Genomic DNA, 19,137 nt, shown 5'->3' with positions numbered 1-19,137 from the left:
CGAGATGGACAAGAAGGGACGGTGGGAAAATCATGTTGAAAAAAAGCACAGCGGCGTTTATGATTGTCGCCGCCTTGCTATGTGGTAGTTTAGTAACCTTGGGCGTGACGGGTTATACTCATGTCTTTGGACAAGCTGCAGGACAAGGACTGGCCTCGGCGTTGCAGGTGACAGGTCTACAAGAAAAGGAATCTCAGAAGCTTGGGACTGCGCTCAGTCTGATTGAGAGTAATTACTACGAGACAGTAGATCGGGAGAAGCTGATAGACGGTGCTGTCAACGGTATGATGGAAGCGCTAGGCGATCCTTATTCCAATTATATGGCTAAAGAAACTGCCGAGAAGTTTGAAGAAAGCATTGAAGGTTCCTTCTCAGGCATCGGTGCGGAAGTCTCTTCAGATAACGGCAAGGTAGTCGTGGTCTCCCCGATTAAGGGTTCACCTGCGGAAAAAGCAGGAATTCAGGCCAAAGATATTATTCTGTCCGTTAACGGAGAATCGCTGGAAGGCATGGATCTAAATGCTGCTGTTGCGAAGATACGCGGACCTAAGGGTAGTAAGGCTACTTTGAAAATACAACGTTCCGGCTCTGCAGAGCCTCTGGAGTTCGCACTTACCCGGGATGATGTGAAGCTTGAGACGGTCTACTCGACCATGGAAAAAGACGGAGTAGGGGTAATCGAGGTTACTCAGTTCTCCCTAAATACCGCAGAACGATTCAAGGAAGAGCTTGGAAAGCTAGAGAAGCAAGGTATGAAGGGACTGGTCATTGACGTCCGTAATGATCCGGGCGGTGTTCTCCCGATTGTTATTGAAATGGCTGAAGAGTTCGTTCCAGCCGGCAAAAACATAGTTCAAATAGAATACAAAGATAAAAAACGCGAAGTTAGTACCTCCAAGGGCTCGAGCAAGGCTTATCCTGTGGTAGTGCTGATGAATAAAGGTAGCGCGAGCGCTTCAGAAATATTGGCGGGTGCCTTGCAGCAGTCAGCAGGAGCTAAGCTTATTGGTGATAATTCATTTGGTAAGGGCACGGTGCAGACGAGCTTTGATAAACAGCTCGGAGACGGAAGCTTGCTGAAGGTTACTATTGCTAAATGGCTTACACCGGACGGCACGTGGATTCACGGCAAGGGGATTAAACCGGATATCGCAGTAGCACAGCCGGATTACTTCTCAGTGGCTCCGATTAACAAGAGTGTGACACTGCAATATAACATGAACAATGCTGATGTGAAGAGTGCACAGACGATGCTGGACGGCTTAGGCTACAAGCCGGGTCGCAAAGATGGCTATTTCGATGCTGGCACTAAGAATGCAGTGAAGAAATTCCAAAGTGAAGCGAAACTTCAAGTCACAGGCATGATTGATGTCAAGACGGCGGAGGCGCTGGAGGTGGCACTGATCAAAGTGATTCAGGATCCTGCCAACGACAACCAACGGAATAGAGGGATTGCTGAAATTCAGAAGGAAATTAAGGCGGCAGCGTCGAAAAAGTAAGAAGGCTGAATTCAGCCTTCTTTTTTTTATAATTGTAAGAATCGATCAAGGGTATAAGCGTACACACGGTGTAGCTCAATGCTGATGGTTGGCTAATCAGTAGCGGAGCCTTCGAGCCATAGGTGAGGTTATTCCTGTATATTTGCAGTATTCGCGTATAATGAAGAGGATATCTGTACAAAATGCTGCACTTTACAGGTATGAATAAGAGGGCTGAACATTTATTCTGGTATGTGAACAAGGGTTCATGAAAGTTTTCTTGTAGATAAGGAAGGAGTGTGACGAACAGTTTGAATGTGATTCAGGAACTGTTAGGAAGCTTGGGCACTGCGTTCTTACACTTGCTGATCCAGCCATATTATTATATTGCTATTATATTTATTGCATTGTATTACCGTCGGCAGGTGGCATTAGAACGCAAGCTGATTCATGTGAAGTTACATAGCTGGGGTCAAGAAACGTGGCGAACGGTGTGGAGCGGGCTGGTGATGGGACTAGTGGTTTCTATTGCAGCCATATTGTTAGGGGTTTCCTTATCAGGTACAGCTGTAGCCTGCATTTGGGTAGTTAGTGTGCTGTTATCGCTATTGCGTGTGAGGTATTTGTGTTTTGCTTATTCTATAGGTCTACTGGGCGTGATTCAATTTGTACTGTCTTTCTTTCCAGATGCCTTACATAGCGGAACGGTCGGGAACATTACAACAGCCATACGGGAGATGGATATTCCAGCCTTGCTAGTGCTAGCTGCGCTGCTGCACATGGCGGAGGCGCTGCTGGCCCGCTGGCAAGGGGCGAAGCTTGCGACGCCCCTCTTTTTGAAGGGCAAGCGCGGCATGGTTGTCGGCGGCTATCAGCTGCAGGCTTTTTGGCCGCTGCCGCTGTTCCTGCTGATCCCTTCGGGTGCAGGAACGGATCTGCCATGGCAGCCGCTGCTGGGCGGCGGGCTTGGCATTGTCTCTTTGCCCGTCATCATCGGCTTTAGCGAGATGACGCAGGGCATGCTGCCCGGGCGCAAGGCGGCCCGCACTTCAGGACGGCTGCTGATCTACAGCATCGTCCTGCTCGGCTTAAGCCTGCTTGCCGCTTGGTGGAGCCCGCTGACCCTGCTCGCGGCGCTCGCAGCAATGGTGCTGCACGAAGGGTTAAGCTGGTACAGCGCTCTGGAAGAGCGCAGCATCAGCCCCATCTTCGTACATCCACCGCGCGGCCGCAAGGTGCTGGCCGTGCTGCCGGGCAGTCCCGGGCAGGAGCTGGGCATCCTGCCCGGCGAGATCTTACTGAAGGTCAACGGGGTCCTGTTGACCGATGCCGCGCAGCTACATGAGGCGCTGCGCATGAATCCAGCGTTCTGCAAGCTGGAGGTGCAGAACCGTGAAGGGGAGAGCAAATACCTTCAGAGCCCTATCTACGACGGGGACCATCATCAGCTCGGGATCATTCTGGTACCGGAGACAGATGGAGCGGTTACTGCGGAGGCGAAGCCTTCTAGCATCTTCAGTATCATCGCGATGAAGACAGGTACTCGCAGCCGCAATCTTCCGAACGGCCGACTCAAACGGAACAAAGCCGCTAAAGCCAAGAAGGAATCAGCGGAAGGATAGCTAAAGTTAAGCCCGGACTCTGGAAATAGAGTCCGGGCTTTTTTTGTAGTATGGCGATTGTGGAGGTATGCATCAACTAACTTTAATATCAGGACAATTGTCAAAAGAAGAATTGACCAAGACTGAAAATGAAGCTTTATTAGTCATCTCTGTGAAACAGGAAGCTTTGTTTTCTTGAAAGAAAACAAAAATAGAAGATTTTAAAATCAACTTGAACAAACCGCCTACTTCACCCCCGCCCACCTCTTAAATAGAAAATCGCGATTTGCGTTCGATCTCGCAGCTGTAATTTGCTTAGAATATCCGTTATGTAATTTTTGACCGTACCCTCGCTTAGGAACAGATGTCCGGCGATTTCTTTGTTGGTATGCCCCTCAGCGATAGAGGCGACGACAGCCAATTCCATTTTAGTCAGTCCGAAGGACTCCAGCGGCTGTGCCTGTGGAGATTCAGGACGGGATGCAGGCTGTAGGAAGGTTGCCAGTTTGCGCGCGATATCGGGATGAATTAGCATATTACCTTCATTGACCGTTTTGATGCCTTGTATGATACGGTCTGGCGGTATGTTTTTGAGCAAGTATCCACTGGCTCCGTTACGTAGCGCTTCAATGATATACTCATCGTCATCGAAAGTAGTTAGCATCAGTATCGAAACCTGAGGAAAAGCCTGCTTAATTTTCTCTGTTCCTTCAACACCATCACAGCCCGGCATCCGTATATCCATCAGAACCACATCAGCTACATCTCCAGTCTGGAGTAAGCTCAAGGCCTCGTTTCCATCACTCGCAGCTCCGACCACTTTAAGCTCCGAGTCCAATTCTAGTAGTAGCTTTAGACTTTGGCGAATAAAAGGGTCGTCATCTACAATCATCACTTTAATCATTAGCAAGTCTCCTTGATCGAATTTAGTTTTCTATATAACCATGGGTACTATCTTCCCTATACAATCTCTCCCTGCTTATAAATGGGCAATCGTGTAACAACTGTGAATTGAGACTCCTGCCGCAGTTCCAAGGTTCCGCCGATCAAATGCGTTCGTTCTAACATTCCTTTCATTCCGACACCACCACTTCCCGGCAATGTAGTTAGCTTATTCTCTTCGGAAAGTGTTCCATTGTTGCTAACTTCCATCGTAATTCCAGTATGACTGAAGTCGACCGTAATCCAGATTGCTGTTGCTTTTCCATGACGCAGAGCATTGGTTATGGCCTCACGGGCGTTCTTATACAAGATCACCTGGATACTAGGATATAGCGGATAAGGTATCCCAAGTACTTGGTATGAGGTCTCGATTCCCGTATCGCGTCCTGTCTCCTCAAGCAGACGATCTAACGCGTAAGCACCCTCTAGTTGTGGCGTATAGTTGATACGCTTCACTGCGGAGCGCATATCGTCCATGCTAGCTGACAGCTGATCTCGAATGAGCTCCATCATTTGCATTCCGCTCTCAGGCGAGGTGGGTAAGGTGTGCAGCGCGGCTTCCATCATCATTTTAATGCGAATCAGGCGGTGACCGATATCGTCATGGAGCTGGCGGGAGATGCGGACCCGTTCTTTGGACTGGGCTGCATCTTCTATTTGGGTGTTAAACTCCAGCAGTCGGTTGCGGGCTTCATCCAGCTCGAAATGCTTTTTCCGGAGCTCATCGTATAGATGGAGAGTATTTTCACGGCCCCGACCAGCCCGCTGTAATAATTCGTTGAGATAGGCGATGAGCAGAAAAGTAATGTTGATGAACGTAATGATGAGCTGTGGAGAATCCCGAAGCGCTATGTTCAGGGTAATCAGATGCACAACCGTAAACACGAGCGGCACGGCTTGGGGCTGAAGTCTAGAATAATAAAGTAAGGCCGAGATCGCTGGAAAAATCATTATACTGCCGTATTGGTAGCATAACCAGGCGGTGAATAGTACTTCAATGATGCTTATCAAGGGATGAAGGGATTGGGGCAGCTTTGGTACCATGACCACAAGGAATAGAAGCATCAGAATATGCAGTGTGAAGATTCCATAATCGGCATATGGATAGATGTAAATGCTAATACAAGCTGGAATTATAATGAGTAAGTAACGCAATAGATTCAGCTCTCTAGTCACGCCTAAGACATCCTTTACAGGGTTTCTTCTAATCTTAGCATATTAACCTACTACTTCAGGAGATGACTTTAGTCACCTTCAAAAGATGACCTTTCGTACCTCCTGTAGGATGAAAAGTAGTATAAAATTGGAAATATAGAAGCGCAAATGACAGGAGAGATGATCGAATGGCAATCGCCGTATTAACCGATGTGGTGAAACGATATGAAGGTAAATTAACAGTGGACCATGTGAATATGACGATAGAAGAAGGGGAAATCTTTGGCTTGCTTGGCCCGAACGGAGCGGGTAAAAGTACAACGATCAGTATGATCTGTGGCTTACTTAAAATTGACGGAGGAGACATTGTCATCGACAGTCTGCCTGTGTCTTCGAAATCACTTGAGGTGAAGAAAAGAATTGGTTTGGTTCCACAGGAGTTGGCCGTATACGACACGATGTCAGCGGCGGATAACGTTACCTTTTTCGGAAGATTATATGGCTTGCGCGGCAAGCTTTTGAAAGAACGGGTTGAAGAGGCTCTTGCTTTCACAGGTCTTAGCGATCGTGCTAAAGAGAAGCCCTCAACATTCTCCGGGGGAATGAAAAGACGTCTGAATATTGCCTGCGCCATCATGCATCGTCCAAAGTTGATTATTATGGATGAACCTACGGTGGGGATCGATCCACAATCTCGCAATCATATCCTTGAATCGGTCAAGGAGCTGAATCGGCTCGGCTCAACTATTATTTATACCAGTCACTATATGGAGGAGGTTGCAGCCATTTGTGATCGGGTAGCCATCATGGATAAAGGACATATCATTGCTTGTGGTACAGAGAAGGAACTGCGGGAACGCGTTGCCAAGGAAGAAAAAATCGTCATTAAAGCTGCTAATATCACACCGGAGCTTATCCAAGAGCTGGCGCTTCACCCTAGAATTAGACGCGTAGAAGCAAAGGAAGAAGTAGTCGAGCTGTACTTGCCCTCTTCACAAGGGGAACTGCAGGATATCCTTTTTATTTTTGCCAAACATAAGGGGATTATCGGCTCGCTAAATATTGAAGAACCTGATCTGGAGACATTGTTTCTAAGCTTGACCGGACGTACCTTACGAGACTAAAAGGGGGGGGTTATTTTGATGAATACTTGGACGATTATGATCTATGAGCTGCGAAGATTATTTAGCTCACGCTCTATGATATTAAATATGTTTTTACTGCCCCTGTTGTTGATCTTTCTCTTAGGTGCTTCGCTCTCCGGTGTCGTTGGTGATAAAGGAGGCTCCTCTAATATCGATATTGTGCGAGTGGCTGTTGTTAATCTTTCTGGCGAAGGCTATGAGAGCTCAACGATGATGGACAGCTTTTTGAAATCAACATCACTTAAGGATATTATTACCCCGATTATAGTAAATAGTCGAGAGGCAGCAGAAAGCGGTCTACGAACAGGAAAATATGGCTATGCGGTTGTTGTCCCTCCAGGCTTTGATAGTAAGGTTCAGAATGGTGAAGCCGCACAGCTGGAGTTTATACTTGGCAAAAAAAGTACAGACAATAGAGTGGCAGGAACGGTATTCGATAACTTTTTAAAGACTCTTAATTATAAACAGTCTGTAGCTTTGACACTGGGTCCGGCAGCATTAAACGTTATGGCACCTAATTCCACCAGTAATCAGCCTTCCGTAAAACTTGGAGAATTGAGCGAGGGAGGGTATTCATATACTTCTTCACAGTTCTATGCAGTATCTATGATGTTGATGTTCCTGCTATATAGCGGCTTGACGGTTTGTACTTCTCTTTTTAATGAAAAAGAAAATCATACCCTCTTCCGGATAAATTCAATGCCCGTTAAAGGATCTGAGCTATTCATTGGTAAAATGCTTGGTGTAGGTGTCGTAAGTATAGTGCAGTGCGCAGCGATTATTATTCTAACGAATGTGCTCTTCGGTGTAAATTGGGGAAATCGGCCGGGCTTGTTGCTCCTATTTTGCCTGCTGATGATTGTGGCTTCGATGACATTATCTATCGTTATTTCTATGTTCAGTAAGACTGGAGCAAGCGCAAGAAATATCGTTACACTGCTCACAGTAAGTATGACCTTCATTAGTGGAGGGATGGCCCCCCTTTCTGAATCGTGGATGAATTCTGTAGGAGCGTTTACGATTAACCATTGGGCAATGCAGGCGATTTTGAAAATGATGTTACATGCCGATGTATCACAAATCATGCCGAATTTGGGAGTTCTATCGCTGATCTGTCTAGTGTTGTTCAGTGCAGCAGCAATCTCGTACCGGAAGGTGGGTTATCATGGATAAAATCTTAACGATTGGCTGGAACATGGTGAAACGAACCATTGGTACTAGGAAGGGTGTGCTTATATATATTCTGCTTCCTTGTATTGTACTTGCAGGTATTGTTTCCGTTACTGGAACGATGGGGGAGAACCCAGCGGTTGTATTGTATTCCAATATGGATAACGGGGCTGCAGGTAAGCACTTGCTCACTGAACTAAAAAATTCCGGTGAATATAAATTTGTAGAAAAGAATGACGAGACTGCTTTAAGAGAAGGTGTTATAGATCAGAATGGAGAAGCGGGGATTCTGATTCCAGCAGGGTTCACTTCAGCACTACTTGCCGGGGAAGAACCACAAATTAGTGTGTATGAGCTTAAGACGAATGAAACTTCTGTTATGATCAAATTAAAAGCAAGTGCGATTGCTGATGAGATGCGGAGTACCGCCGCGACTATTGGAGCAGCAAATGAAGGATCTAATGACGTTGACGCACAGTTCACTACTGTTATGCAAAGAGCGGAACAGCATAGTATAGGCAGCATTCGAACCGATTATAATTTGTATCCTCGGGAGGGACTAGGAGTTGTTACAGGTTTAACACTAATGTTCCTCATGAGCCTAGTCACGAGCTCTGTATCCTTGATTATGGATGATAGAAAAGGAAGAACCATGATGCGGATGTTCAGTGCTCCGGTTCGTTCTTACGAAATTGCGATTGGTAATTTTCTGGGCAGCTTCATGGTCGGCATGATTCAGATCGTCGTAGTGCTGGCTTTAGGTCGCTGGGTGCTGCACTATGATTATGAAGTTCCAATCTATCTATATTTCCTTGTTCTTGCGGCATTTATGCTGGTGTCTATGGGGATCGCGAGTACAGTAGCCGGGTTAATTCGTAATCCTAATAATGCTGGTATGCTGAATTCCCTTATTATCACACCCACTTGTATGCTTGGAGGCTGCTTCTGGCCCTTATCCATTATGCCGGACTATATGCAAAAGGCTGCTAATTTTGTTCCGCAAAAATGGGCCATCCAAGCCGTTGATATCGCTGCAACTGGAGGTGGCTGGAATGAATTATGGTTACCTTTTGCCATCTTAGGACTTATGGCTGCTGTGCTGCTGGCAATTGGTTCTGCCATTCTCCGTCCAAGCCAAGCAGGAATCAACGCTTAGGTATTTTGATATGGAAAGTTAGATATTCATAGCCTGACCTGTTTCCTTCAGGTACAATAATAGGTATCAAATGTATTTGATTCTTATTATGTACAATAGAGGACATTTCTAGGAGGATGAACAGATGAGCAGCAATAAATTGGCTTGGACATGGCGGGTGAAGGAAGAATGTCTGGAAGAGTATGTAGCCATGCATTTAAATCCTTGGCCAGAAGTTTTGGAGGAGCACAGTAAGGCTGGTATTTCTAACTATTCTATCTTTCAGAATGGCAATCAGTTTTTTTATTGCTTTGAATGTGAGGATACTGAAGCGGCTTTCGATTACATTGCTAAAAGTGACGCCTGCAACCGATGGAATGCCATTACTTCAAAGATGGTTGAAGGCTCATTTGATTTCAATAATGAGGTGCCGATGCAGCCCTTAAACGAAGTGTTCTATCTAAAATAGTGAGCTGATTCTTTATTAACTAAAATTTGCATATTGTATATTATCGGCGTATCTTGTTTACAGTCTTTTATATTACGGTTATAATATATTTAATAATGTTAAATTGAATAATTTTTTGTTTTTTGGAGGAGCCTGTCAACAAGGGCTCCTCTTTGTCTTTTTTTGGCTTGGGATGTCCCTGGTTGGCAGTTCTTATATACAACAAGGGAGTGGATGAAACATGGAGTTTGTGCTATATCTTATGCTGATTATACTATTCACCAAGCTAGCTGGTGATTTATCTGTGCGACTGGGACAACCGTCGGTACTGGGTAAGCTAATTGTCGGTATTATACTGGGTCCTGCGGTACTGGGATGGATTCAGAATGGAGAGTTTATTCATTATTTTTCGGAGATCGGTGTTCTATTATTAATGTTTATCGCTGGGCTTGAGACGGATCTGGATCAATTGCGCAAAAACTGGAAATCAGCTTTCGCAGTAGCCGTCGGAGGTATTATTTTACCTTTTCTAGGTGGTTTCGCCATTGGAGAAATGTTTGGTTTTGCTTATCATAATGCTATGTTTATGGGCGTCATTCTTAGTGCAACATCGGTCAGCATATCGGTTCAGGTACTGAAGGATATGAATAAGTTGAATACACGTGAAGGTTCTACCATTCTGGGAGCCGCTGTAGTCGATGATATTCTGGTTGTTATTTTGCTCGCTGTATTAATGAGCTTTTTCGGCACAGGAGAATCAGTGTCCATTGGTCTTTTGATTACGAAAAAAGTGTTGTTCTTCGCTGTAGCGCTTGTTGTGGGTTGGTTCGTTGTGCCTCGGGTTATGAAATGGATGGCTCCGCTAAAGGTGACGGAGGCTGTTATCGCAGCGGCGCTAATGATTTGCTTTGCGTTCGCGTATTTTGCTGAAATTATGGGGATGGCAGGCATCATCGGTGCTTTTGCGGCTGGGATTGCTATATCTCAAACCTCTTTTAAACATACGGTGGAAACCAAGCTTGAGCCTATAGCGTACTCGATTTTTGTTCCGGTCTTTTTTGTAAGTATCGGACTTAATGTTTCCTTTGAAGGGGTTGGCAGTCAAATCGGGTTCGTGCTCTTGCTGGCGGTTGTCGCCATTCTGACCAAGTTGTTTGGTGGCGGTCTGGGTGCGCGTCTTACAGGCTTTAATAACCATTCGTCGCTTATTATTGGTTCAGGGATGATTTCGCGGGGTGAGGTTGCGTTGATCATCGCGGCAACAGGTCTGCAAAGCGGCTTGTTACAGCAGCAGTATTTTACTTCCGTAATTATTGTTGTCATTGTAACTACACTTGTAACACCACCGCTCTTAAAATATATGTTCCGTGATCCAGTACGCGCGGGAGAAAAATGAAAATCATAGCAAAAGGGTGTCCTGAAGCCATTTACATGGCTCATGGGGCACCCTTTTTTTTGCAACTCTAACTTCCTGTACTTCGGAAGGAGAAGGTCCCCGCCTTAAGACGGAGTATAAAACCAGCCGTAGGGCTGTTTTGACTTCGGCCAAAAATGTCTAAACTAAATCTCGGGATGGAAAATAATACATAATGAGGCAGTCATAAGAGGAGTACCAGAAATATATGGGGTGGAAGGGGAAACGAAAATGAAATGGTTAACCAAATGGTCGTTCGGTAACAAGGCTGCGGTGGGGCTTTTAGTGGTCATGGCTCTTGTAGTGGGAGGGATGAGCTATACTTCGCTACCGATGGAATTTATGCCGGAGGCAGATAATCCTCAAGTGACTGTTACAGTGCTTGGGCCGGGTCAGGATGCCCATGCGATGGAGACGAAGGTTACGAAGCCGATTGAGGCTGGGGCCGCTTTTGTTAAGGGGAAGAAAGAAATACTGTCCACTTCCGGAGACGGATACGCACAGGTGAATATTTTTTATGATTCAAAAACAAATATGAAGGATGCTGCTGGGGAGGTCCAAAAGGTTGTCGATTCATTGCAGTTCCCTGAAGGGGTAATGGCGCCTTTTGTACTTCAATTGAATACTTCCATGATTCCAGTGTCACAGGTTACTCTTTCGTTTGACGAAGGTCTGACCAAAGAAAACCTTAAGCTTGCGGAAGAAACGATCATACCGGAAATGCAAAAAGCAGAAGGTGTAGCTAACGTCGCCTTATATGGTAAAGTTACTCCGCAAGTGCGAGTGAAGCTTGATCCAAAATTAATGGCTGAGAAGGGAATTACAACACCTCAAGTCCTAGGCTTACTTCAAGGACGTAATGTATCAGCATCTCTTGGGGAGCAGACGATTGGTGGCCAGACAGGTAATGTTAACGTGGTTTCGACGATAGATAGTATCGATACGTTAAAAAAACTCCCTGTTTCCGCGGGCGTTAAGCTACAGGATATCGCTGCCGTCGAATTGAAGCAGGATCAAGAAAGCGTTAGCCGCTCGAATGGGAAAGATGTTCTTTTCGCCATAGTGACCAAAGAAGCAAATGCGAATGCAGTGAGTGTCGGAGATCATATTCAGGATACCATAGCTCATATTAACAAAACCATTCCAAACGCGGAAGCAGCGGTGGTATTCAGCACATCAGATATGGTGGTTACTTCAGTGATCAGTATGATGCGTGAAGTATTACTCGGCGCGTTATTCGCTACGATCGTGATTCTGTTGTTCTTGCGCAACCTGCGGGCAACACTGATTACGGCGGTTTCTATCCCGCTTTCTTTAGCAGTTACCTTATATCTGCTTGATATATCCGGCATAAGTCTGAATATCATTACACTCGGAGGTGTAGCTGTTGCGGTCGGTCGCTTGGTGGATGATAGTATCGTAGTGATCGAGAACATTTACCGTAGGCTGCAAAAAGAACCCTTCTCCCGTGAAATGATTATAAGCGCAACCGGGGAAGTGGCTAGAGCGATTACTTCATCGACGATTGCAACGGTAGCGGTATTTCTGCCGATGGGTCTTCTGCGTGGTAGTTTGCAGGCTTTTCTACTGCCGTTTGCCTTAACAGTCACGTATTCATTGCTAACCTCACTCGTTGTAGCTTTGACGGTGGTTCCGCTGTTAGGCTCATGGCTGCTGAGAAGAACTTCAATGAAAGAGCACGAGCCATCTAAATGGTTCACACGATTCCTAGATTGGAATCTGCGCCGGAAATGGATCACTTTATCACTAGGTCTTCTTCTTCTGATTGGCTCAATCGCAGCTTATGTAACTATGCCGAAAGGTGCGCTTGATGCTTCAGATGCCAGCTATGTCTCTGTTCAATTGAATTATCCTAAGGATGTCCCTGTTAAAGAGATCTTGGAAAAAGGAAAACAGTTAGAACAAGATTTGATGAAACAGCCACAAGCGGAAACGGTGATCATGCAGTCAGGGAACAGTGCGGATGCGGCCCAGTGGGGTACTGTCAGCTCGGAGACCTTGGTGGATTATACCGTTGTTATGAAAAAAGGTGCGGATGCTGAGGCGTTCATCAATTATGTTCGTGATATGAAGGATTCCTACGCTGGAGCAACACTCGTTGCGAACGAGATGAGTATGATGGGATCAAGCTCTACCAGCGAGTATATTGATATCGTAGGTGATAATCTTACAGATATTACTGCTGTTGCAGCTGAAGTTACGAATAAGTTGAAAACTGTGGAGGGTATTCAGAAGGTCAGCAGCAATATGGAGGATACCAAACCAGTATTTTCATTTAAGGTAGATCCGGCTCAGATGAATGCACAAGAAATTACCATGCAATTGTCGGCTATGCTGAATCCGATCCCTATGGGGCAGATCGAGCTGGACGGTACGCCTGCAGGAGTAGTGTTGGATCCTATGGCTGAGCCGAAGTCGGAGCAGGATTTAAAGGCAATGACGCTTATGACTGCTGAGGGTCCAAAGCCACTGTCCCAACTCGCAACCTATGAGGTTCGGAATGAACCAGCCTTATTGTTCCATAAAGATGGAAAGCCATATGCGAGAATTACAGCGGAAGTTGATCCGAAGAAAGTGTCTGAAATCGGGGCGAGTATTAAAAAGGAAACCGATAGTCTTACCCTTCCAAAGGGTGTGACTCTGTTTGCAGGCGGAGCCTCGGTTGATCAGTCAGAGGATTTCGCTGACCTTGGTATGACAGCGCTGATCTCCATCGGGTTGGTGTATCTGATCATGGTCCTCACCTTCAAAACCCTTCGTGCTCCGCTGGCAATCATGTTCTCCTTGCCGCTAGCTGCGATTGGTGCGATTGTTGGACTGATTGTATCTGGTGTAACGCCTGACTTTACCGCTTTATTCGGAGCGTTAATGTTGATTGGTATCGTCGTCACGAATGCGATTGTGCTTATCGACCGTATTAAGCAGAATGAAGCGCATATGAGTATTCGCGAAGCGATTTTGGAAGCGGCCGGAACACGGATGCGTCCGATTCTGATGACAGCTATCGCCACCATTTGCGCCATGACTCCGCTGCTGTTCGGCCATGCCGAGATGGGCAGCATCGTCTCACAAAGCTTGGCGATTGTAGTCATCGGCGGTTTAACTGCGGCAACACTGCTTACGCTGGTTGTAGTTCCAGCGATTTACGAACTGTTCTACTTCCGTAAATCTGCTAAGGAGCGCAAAGGCGTGGTGAAAGCTGAAACTCCGACGCATGGTGCGTAATATCGATTAGAGGAATAGGGTGTCCCAACGGCTATGATAATGCTGTTGGGATGTTCCTGTTTATGAACTCTTCTCGGAACGAAGTGTGAATCATGGCTCTTTTTGTTGCTCCAATGATGCATCGGACTCAGGAGTCCGATAGTAACTCAATAAGCCAGTAAATGGACGAATAGCATCTGCTGGGTCCTAAAGGCACTTCAGGTAAATCTGATCCACGCCGTTGTTCCTTACTATTAGGACAAGAATGCTATCTGATAAAAGATAAACAAGGCTGAAGCCAGGTGTTAAACACCTGGCTTCAGCCTTGTTTATTGTTACTTGTTAATATAGAGAACTTAACCGCAAGAACAATTTAATACCGGTTTACGAGCTGCCTGTGTCTCATCCAATCGGCTGATCTCTGTGGTATGCGGTGCGTTGATTACGATTTCCGGTGTCTCCTGCGCTTCTTTCACGATCTGGATCATCGTATCGATGAAGCCATCGAGCGTTTCTTTGCTTTCGGTTTCCGTCGGTTCGATCATCATGCATTCCTCTACCGTCAATGGGAAGTACACGGTTGGCGGGTGGTAGCCGAAGTCGAGTAATCGTTTGGCAACATCCAAGGTGCGAACGCCATATTGCTTGAGATTTTTGCCGGACATTACGAATTCATGCTTACATACACCCGGATATGGGATTTCAAAATATGGCGCAAGGCGATGCATCATATAGTTCGCATTCAGCACAGCATTTTCCGATACCTCACGCAGTCCGTCTGGACCATAGGTACGGATATAGGCGTAGGCACGAACGAGAATACCAAAGTTTCCGTAAAAAGCTTTCACGCGTCCAATGGATTCAGGTCCGCCGAAGTCGAGTGAGAAGCTGCTATCTTCGTTTTTCACCACAGTTGGTTGTGGTAGGAACGGAATCAGAATGGATTTTACACCTACAGGTCCGGCTCCAGGGCCACCGCCGCCATGCGGGGTACTCATTGTCTTATGCAAGTTCAAATGCACAACGTCAAAGCCCATGTCACCTGGACGGGTGATGCCCATAATAGCATTGGAGTTGGCTCCATCGTAATAGAGTAAGCCGCCTGCTTCATGCACGATCTCAGCAATCTCGACGATTTGGGTCTCGAACAAGCCGAGTGTGCTTGGGTTAGTCAGCATCAGGGCGGCTGTGTCGCTGCCGACCGCTGCTTTCAGTGCTTCAAGATCAACCATCCCTTTATCCGTGGAAGGGATCGTAATCGTTTCAAGTCCTGCTGCTGAAGCACTTGCAGGGTTGGTGCCATGCGAGGAATCTGGCACAATAACCTTCGTGCGGGTCTCGCCGCGGCTTTCATGGTAGGCGCGGATCATCATGAGACCGGTCCATTCACCATGCGCACCTGCGGCTGGCTGTAAAGATACAGCATCCATGCCGGTTAATGCGGACAAGTCATTTTGCAGGGTATACATTAATTCCAGTGCGCCCTGAATACTTTCTTCCGGTTGATACGGGTGGATTTTAGCTAGGCCTACGATGCGTGCAACATCTTCGTTAATCTTCGGGTTGTATTTCATCGTACACGAACCTAGCGGATAGAAGCCATTGTCTACACCGAAGTTACGGCGTGAAAGCGAAGTGTAGTGGCGAATGACATCCACTTCCGATACTTCTGGGAGTACGACGGGTTCACTACGTAGCAGGTTTTGCGGAATGAGCGTTTCAATGCTCTCTTCCTGCGGCACATCGCAAAGTGGCAAGGAATAGGCCGAACGGCCGGGACGACTTAATTCAAAAATTAGACTTTGCTCCGGTTTCATAAACAGCCCTCCAGTGCGCTAGCGAATTGATCGATTTCGTTTTTGCTTCTTTTTTCCGTAACGGCTATCAGCATTTGTCCAGAAAGTTCAGGATAATCACGGCCCAGATCATAACCGCCGAGATAACCTTCCTTCAGCAGCTTGGAATTAATTGCGCTCACGCTGCTTCCTTCCGGAAGCTTCACGACAAACTCGTTAAAGAATGGGGAGGAGAAGGTAAGCTCAGTACCTGTTAGTCCGCTAAGTTTATTAGCGGCGTAATGGCTTTTGCGAATGTTCAACTCACCAACTTCACGCATACCTTCTTTGCCCATAACGGACAAATAGACGGATGCGCAAAGAGCTAGCAGCGCCTGATTGGAGCAAATGTTCGATGTCGCTTTTTCACGGCGAATATGCTGTTCGCGAGCTTGAAGTGTCAGAACGAAGCCGCGTTTACCGTTACGGTCAACGGTTTGACCGACGATACGGCCCGGCATACGGCGCATCAAATGTTCCGCTACGGCGAAGAATCCACAAGTTGGACCACCGAGGGAGGCTGGAATACCGAGTGGCTGAGCATCACCGACTACGATGTCGGCTCCAAGCTTACCCGGTGTTTCAAGTACGCCAAGAGCAATCGGATTTGCACTGACGACGAACAATCCTTTAACCGCATGGATTAGCGGCTCAACGGAGCTTAGGTCTTCGATGCAGCCAAAGAAGTTAGGCGATTGCATCAGTACTGCTGCGGTATCTCCATCAATGGCTTCAGCAAGCATCGCCTGATCGGTAACTCCGTCTTTATAGTCAATCTCCACCACTTCAAGACCCCAGGCATTAGCTGATGTGCGTAGCACTTGACGTGCTTCAGGATGAACGGTGCGGGAGACGATTATTTTTTTGCGTTTGGTAGCACCAGCTGCGAGGACTGCTGCTTCGGATAATGCGGTTGCGCCATCATACATACTGGCATTAGCTACTTTCATACCGGTTAGTTCACAAATATAGGATTGGAATTCGAAGATCGCTTGCAGCTCACCTTGGCTGATCTCCGGTTGATAAGGAGTGTAGGCAGTGTAGAATTCAGAACGGGAAACGACATGGTTGATCACCACAGGGATGTGATGGTCATATAATCCGGCGCCGAGGAAGCTGGCGTGAGAATCAAAGTCGGCATTTTGGTCAGCCAGACCTTTCATGTGACGAAGCAGGGCGTATTCATCGAGTGGTTCAGACATCGGCATAGTGCCTTGATAACGGACGGCTTCAGGAATATCGGAGAACAGCTCATCTATGGACTGAATCCCGACGGCTTCCATCATCTCTTCGCGGTCCTGTGCAGTCATGGGCAGATAACGGTGCTTCATTAAGGTTTCACTCCTTGGCTTTTTTTAAAATATAAGAAAGTACAATTTTCAGGCTATACTTTATCCTTCTATTTCTCGCTTAAAAGCTCACCGTCCTTATATGGACGCTAAAGACGTTTATACTTGTAAAAAGGGGCCTTAATCACGACAGCCTTAAGCTGTTTGCCGCGGATCTCTACGTAAACCTCTGTGCCTATTTCACTATAAGCTGTATCAAGCAGAGCCAATCCCAAGTTACGCTTCAACGTTGGCGATTGTGTTCCGGTTGTGACCTCTCCGATTTTAACGCCGTCTGCATAGACGGGGTAATGGGAGCGCGGAATACCTCGATCAATCATTTCCAGGCCGACAAGGCGGCGGGGAAGACCGGCTTCTTTTTGCTGCACTAACGCATCACGACCGATGAAGTCTGCTTTGTCTAGTTTCACGAAGAACTGCAATCCTGCTTCAAGCGGCGTGATATCAGCTGACAGTTCTTGACCGTACAGCGGCAATTTCGCTTCAAAACGCAGGGTATCCCGTGCGCCCAGGCCAGCAGGTGTTAATCCATGAGGAGCACCCGCAGCAAGAAGCCCGTTCCATAATGCTCCTGCACCATCCAGCGAAGCGTAGATTTCGAAGCCATCTTCACCGGTATAACCTGTACGGGAGATCAATACTTCTACACCGCAGACGGTAGCGTGTTCGATGAAGTGGAAAGGCTTGAGGGCTGAGATAGGAGCATCAGTAACTTTCGCGAGTATAGTCTCTGCCAGCGGACCTTGCAAGGCAAGTAAAAGCGTCTCGTCGGAGACATTAGTGAGTGTGACTTCACCGAATTCAGAGGTCAGATGCTCCTGTAGCCACTGAAAGTCCTTATCGATGTTGGAGGCATTAACGACGAGCATATAACGACCCTCGCTTAGTCGATACACGAGTAAATCGTCTACAACTCCGCCGTTTGGATAACAGAGCAGCGTATATTGTGCCGCACCATCGGTGAGGCGGCTGATATCGTTAGTCGTCATCTTTTGCAAAAAGGCTTCTGCACCGCTCCCGATCACCATGAATTCACCCATATGCGATACATCGAACAGTCCAGCCTGCTGGCGAACGGCTTCATGCTCCTTCACGATACCTGTAAATTGTACTGGCAGCTCCCAGCCGCCAAAATCAATGCATCTGGACTCCGCATAAGCGGAATAGAGATCATAAAAAGGCGTTCTTTTCAAAGCATCCATGTCGTCACTCCCCTTGATCTGATTACATACGAAAAAAGGACAGGCAGAAGCAATCATGCATAAATGCACTAATCGCTTTCTGCTCTGTCCTTTGTACCTGAGAGTTACCCTGCGTAACTAACCTGCAAGTTTCCCCGTTGGTGACCTGACGCACCTTCGCCCTGCGTCTGATGCTCTCCAGAGATACGTCCGACAAAGGTCCTTTTGCCTGAGAGATTCACCCTGTTAGGGTTTACTCCTTCGGCGCCGTCTTCAAGTGAGACAGTCTCTCCCTATGCCATCATCCGCAACTGTATTTGTTTCAAATATAAGAAAGTATATGTTTCACATTATACATTATCCTTATATTTCTTCGAGAAACGGTTATCGTCTATAAAAAGACGACAACGTCGTTTCTTCTTGTATGTCTCCATTAAACGGGTATAGGAGGGCGCTGTCAACAAGAAAAAGTCAAAAAAACGACAAATTTATTTTACTGTTAGTAATATTGACATTATGCTCTGGGATCACTTAGGCTATAACTAAATTTAGAATTCCAATTTGGAAATGAGGCGGCTTGAAATGAGTGAAGTTTTAGATAACCTTCTTTACAGCGAAGAGCATGAGTGGGCACAGCAAGTGGAAGGACGCGTAGTACGTGTTGGGATTACGGATCATGCTCAGCATTTGTTAGGCGATATCGTATTTGTGGAATTTCCAGAAGTGGGCTCGGCCATTTCAGCCGGTGACAGCGTAGGTAGTATCGAATCCGTTAAGACTGTATCGGAATTGTATTCACCCGTCTCTGGGACGGTTACCAAGATTAATGACGGATTAGAAGCAAGTCCAGAGCTGATCAATGATAAGCCGTATGGCGAAGGTTGGATCTTTGAAATTGAAGTAGACGGAGAGTATGCTGATGCTGTAAAAGGTTTGCTTGATGCAGCCGGATACCGAGCATTGGTAGGAGAGTAATTAAGGTTTTTTACTGTATATTAATTTCATCGCGTGTGATTTTTGTAGCAGCAAGTTTCTGTGATTTGGGGACTTGCTGTTTGG

14 protein-coding genes and 1 riboswitch are annotated in these 19,137 nt (G+C 46.6%); of the genes, 9 read left to right on the top strand and 5 right to left on the bottom strand.

What is annotated here, in order from left to right; genetic code table 11:
* Nucleotides 1-32 precede the first annotated feature (32 nt).
* Complete coding sequence (locus tag ACDZ28_RS05650) at nt 33-1,499, top strand: S41 family peptidase (protein ID WP_076119131.1); 1,467 nt, start codon at nt 33-35, stop codon at nt 1,497-1,499.
* Between the two features lie 290 nt (nt 1,500-1,789).
* On the top strand, nt 1,790-3,100 hold the full coding sequence (locus ACDZ28_RS05645) for a PDZ domain-containing protein (RefSeq protein ID WP_042131298.1): 1,311 nt from the start codon (nt 1,790-1,792) through the stop codon (nt 3,098-3,100).
* Between the two features lie 229 nt (nt 3,101-3,329).
* Here ACDZ28_RS05645 and ACDZ28_RS05640 read toward each other — a convergent pair whose 3' ends face one another.
* Together ACDZ28_RS05640 and ACDZ28_RS05635 are read right to left on the bottom strand one after the other, a co-directional pair.
* Complete coding sequence (locus ACDZ28_RS05640; protein WP_042131297.1) at nt 3,330-3,983, bottom strand: response regulator transcription factor; 654 nt, start codon at nt 3,981-3,983, stop codon at nt 3,330-3,332.
* Nucleotides 3,984-4,039: 56 nt separating this feature from the next.
* Entirely contained in the window at nt 4,040-5,197 is a 1,158-nt protein-coding gene (locus ACDZ28_RS05635; RefSeq protein WP_042131296.1) for a sensor histidine kinase, read from the bottom strand.
* Between the two features lie 167 nt (nt 5,198-5,364).
* Between ACDZ28_RS05635 and ACDZ28_RS05630 the strand changes: the two genes are divergently transcribed.
* The 6 genes from ACDZ28_RS05630 (at nt 5,365) to ACDZ28_RS05605 (ending at nt 13,734) form a co-directional block, all read left to right on the top strand.
* On the top strand, nt 5,365-6,300 hold the full coding sequence (locus ACDZ28_RS05630; protein ID WP_042131295.1) for an ABC transporter ATP-binding protein: 936 nt from the start codon (nt 5,365-5,367) through the stop codon (nt 6,298-6,300).
* Nucleotides 6,301-6,318: 18 nt separating this feature from the next.
* Entirely contained in the window at nt 6,319-7,494 is a 1,176-nt protein-coding gene (locus ACDZ28_RS05625; protein ID WP_339288325.1) for an ABC transporter permease, read from the top strand.
* The gene (locus ACDZ28_RS05620) at nt 7,487-8,647 is read left to right on the top strand and encodes an ABC transporter permease (RefSeq protein WP_339288324.1); all 1,161 of its coding nucleotides are present in this window, start codon (nt 7,487-7,489) and stop codon (nt 8,645-8,647) included. The genes ACDZ28_RS05625 and ACDZ28_RS05620 overlap by 8 nt, the downstream gene beginning before the upstream one ends.
* A gap of 124 nt (nt 8,648-8,771) precedes the next feature.
* Nucleotides 8,772-9,095 (top strand): L-rhamnose mutarotase, encoded by a 324-nt coding sequence (locus ACDZ28_RS05615; RefSeq protein ID WP_042131292.1) that lies wholly within the window; start codon nt 8,772-8,774, stop codon nt 9,093-9,095.
* Nucleotides 9,096-9,315: 220 nt separating this feature from the next.
* Nucleotides 9,316-10,470, top strand: a complete 1,155-nt coding sequence (locus tag ACDZ28_RS05610) for a cation:proton antiporter (protein ID WP_042131291.1) — start codon at nt 9,316-9,318, stop codon at nt 10,468-10,470.
* Between the two features lie 249 nt (nt 10,471-10,719).
* Nucleotides 10,720-13,734: an efflux RND transporter permease subunit gene (locus ACDZ28_RS05605; RefSeq protein ID WP_375104180.1), complete on the top strand. Its 3,015-nt coding sequence runs from the start codon at nt 10,720-10,722 to the stop codon at nt 13,732-13,734.
* Between the two features lie 335 nt (nt 13,735-14,069).
* On the opposite strand, the gene gcvPB is transcribed toward ACDZ28_RS05605, so the two are convergent.
* The 3 genes from gcvPB to gcvT form a co-directional block, all read right to left on the bottom strand.
* A complete protein-coding gene (gene gcvPB, locus ACDZ28_RS05600) occupies nt 14,070-15,530 on the bottom strand; it encodes an aminomethyl-transferring glycine dehydrogenase subunit GcvPB (RefSeq protein ID WP_042131289.1) in 1,461 nt (486 codons plus the stop codon).
* Nucleotides 15,527-16,879, bottom strand: coding sequence for an aminomethyl-transferring glycine dehydrogenase subunit GcvPA (gene gcvPA, locus ACDZ28_RS05595; RefSeq protein WP_375104179.1), 1,353 nt, complete (start codon nt 16,877-16,879; stop codon nt 15,527-15,529). The genes gcvPB and gcvPA overlap by 4 nt, the downstream gene beginning before the upstream one ends.
* A gap of 107 nt (nt 16,880-16,986) precedes the next feature.
* The gene (gene gcvT, locus ACDZ28_RS05590; protein ID WP_375104178.1) at nt 16,987-18,099 is read right to left on the bottom strand and encodes a glycine cleavage system aminomethyltransferase GcvT; all 1,113 of its coding nucleotides are present in this window, start codon (nt 18,097-18,099) and stop codon (nt 16,987-16,989) included.
* Nucleotides 18,100-18,285: 186 nt separating this feature from the next.
* Nucleotides 18,286-18,383, bottom strand: a riboswitch (glycine riboswitch).
* Nucleotides 18,384-18,660: 277 nt separating this feature from the next.
* Between gcvT and gcvH the strand changes: the two genes are divergently transcribed.
* On the top strand, nt 18,661-19,053 hold the full coding sequence (gene gcvH, locus ACDZ28_RS05585) for a glycine cleavage system protein GcvH (RefSeq protein WP_042131286.1): 393 nt from the start codon (nt 18,661-18,663) through the stop codon (nt 19,051-19,053).
* Nucleotides 19,054-19,137: the final 84 nt, after the last annotated feature.

Origin of the sequence: Paenibacillus sp. RS8 (genome assembly GCF_041956825.1) — a bacterium.
Lineage (GTDB): Bacteria > Bacillota > Bacilli > Paenibacillales > Paenibacillaceae > Paenibacillus_AQ.
This window is presented reverse-complemented; position numbering and strand designations above follow the sequence as displayed.